The organism is Kitasatospora sp. NPDC036934, assembly GCF_055608425.1.
On record NZ_JBVJQR010000073.1, the window covers coordinates 1 to 2246 of the forward strand.

Genomic DNA, 2246 nt, shown 5'->3' on the forward strand with positions numbered 1-2246 from the left:
CGACACGACACATCACCACTCCCCGACACCGCCGATCCCATGCCTGATCAGCGAAAACGCAGCCCTCAACCCCGGAAAGACAACAGCCACTCAGGCGAAGCCACCATAGAGCGGCCGACCCCCGATTCGCCGACGCTCAGCATCTTCGTCGGACCGATCTACGCGGGATACATCCAGGTCCAGCACCAGGTCGACGTTCTCGCCGTGCTCGACAGCGGACTGCCGCTAAATCTCTCCCTGGTGAACGGACAACTGACTATCGCGAGGTCTCCGTGGTCAGGCTGATCGGGCCGTCACGGCTTTATGCCATAGGAGGGGTCAGCGTTGGCTGCCCTCGTAACGGTCCCGATCTGTGGGTCCGTTGCAGGAGCAGCCACCCTGTCCAGCAGCGCTTCGAGCCCTACCGCCAGCATCACGGAGCGATGCAAGTCGGTCTCCCTCATGGGCACTGATGGCACTGAGGCGGTGCTCCATCCCTGCAGCAGGGCGCTGCGCTTGTCGCATGGCTATCGACGACCGCGACCTCAAGGCCTTGCTCGCCGAGCACCTGAACATCGACGCCCTGATCGACCTGCCCAAGGTCCCCCCGGGCTGGCAGGCCGGCGACCTGGTGTAGGCGCGAACGCGCGGCCGCCGCACCAGGTCGCGGCGGCCCGTCGTCCAAGGGCTGCGGTCCCCGGCTGGCCCCCAGCAAGATCACAAAGCTACGGCGCCGCAGCCGCCCACCACCTGCCGGAGCATCAACAAAAAAGGCCGCTGGCCTGGGATTTCTCCCGGCCAACGGCCTTCCGACATCACTGTCGGGACGACAGGATTTGAACCTGCGACCCCTTGACCCCCAGCATGGGCGCTCATCAGGCGTGGTCCCCAAATGGTCCCCAGGCCGACCACCCCGCCGCACGTACTGTCGTGATCGGGATCTGTCGAGCCTTCAGGAAGCTGCGCCACAGCAGCTCACCTACCCTCGCCTCGATGCCGCTAGCCGACCGGCGCCGGCGGGCGGATCACGGTCGCCTACCCATTGGCTACGGATGGTGATCTTCCGGGCGGTGTGTCGTCTTGAGCGTGTCTTCGCCAGGTGGTTCTGAGTGCTTCGCGCACCCCCCAACACGCTCTGCCGCCACACCCGACACAGCAGCCACTATTGCCCCATAAGCACCACCCAGTCCGAGAGAAGGGGAAGCTCATGGGACAGCGTGCGCAGCGGGGTCGGGTGTATCGGCGGTGTGGTTGTTCGGACGGGCGTGGGAAGCAGTTGGGTCCGTGGTGTCTGCGGTTGGCTGCGGAGGAGGGTCATGGGAGGTGGACGTACAGCGTGGACTTGGCTCGGGTGGAGGGCCGGCGGCGCACCCGGCGGCGGGGCGGTTTCGCGACCCGTGCGGAGGCGGTCCGGGAGATGGCGGCGGTGCTGGACGGTGAGCTGCGCGGGGTGTACGAGGACCGCCGCACCACCGTCGGGAGCTACCTGCGCGAGTGGCTGGACTCGGTGAAGGAGCGGCTGGCGCCGAACACGTGGGCCGGGTACGCGGACTGCGTCAAGCGGGACCTGATCCCCGCCTTCGGTCACCACCGCCTGCCTGACCTTCGCCCCACCCACGTCGACGACTGGGTCCACGCCCAGCGCAAGGCCAAGCGCGGGCGTGTGACGGTCTACCGGGTCGCCGCGACCCTGCGCACCGCGCTGAACGCGGCCGTGCGCTCCTGGCGGCTGCGCTACAACCCCGCCAAGTACTCGGTACCGCCCAAACCCCGCGCTGCCGAGCGTACCTGCTGGACCCCCGAGGAGGCCGCGGCGTTCCTGCGCCACGGCGCCGAGCACTACGCCGACCGGCTGGGCGACTTGTTCGAGGTCATGCTCGGCACCGGCATGCGCCGCGGCGAGATCCTCGCCCTGCACTGGTCCGACGTGCACCTCATGGACCGCAAGCTCTACGTCCGCTGGACCCTCGCCGCGGTCAACAACCACCAGAGTCTGTTCCGCGAGCCCAAGACCGAGGCCAGCTGTGCCTGGATCAGCCTCTCCCCCAGAGCCATGGCCGCCCTCCACCGCCAAGCCGCCCTCCAGATGGGCACCCACCCCGAGGGACGCCTGGAGGGCCTCGTCTTCGCCAACCCGGACGGCTCGCCGCTTCGCCCGCAGTGGGTCCTAGACCCAATGCCGGTGACTTAGGTTGTGGCGGCTCTGCTGGTGATCGTGATGACGGCCGGGAGCGGTGGTGGCCAGTCGCGGTGTTGGGCGCGTTTGA

Annotated in this window: 2 protein-coding genes; both read left to right on the forward strand. The window is 68.1% G+C overall.

The window, feature by feature from the left end; translation table 11 throughout:
* The coding region (locus ACZ7BZ_RS38265) for a hypothetical protein (protein WP_470362411.1) at positions 1 to 285 on the forward strand (285 nt) is incomplete at its 5' end.
* A 1030-nt stretch (positions 286 to 1315) separates the two neighbouring features.
* A complete protein-coding gene (locus tag ACZ7BZ_RS38270; protein ID WP_470362412.1) occupies positions 1316 to 2170 on the forward strand; it encodes a site-specific integrase in 855 nt (284 codons plus the stop codon).
* Positions 2171 to 2246: the final 76 nt, after the last annotated feature.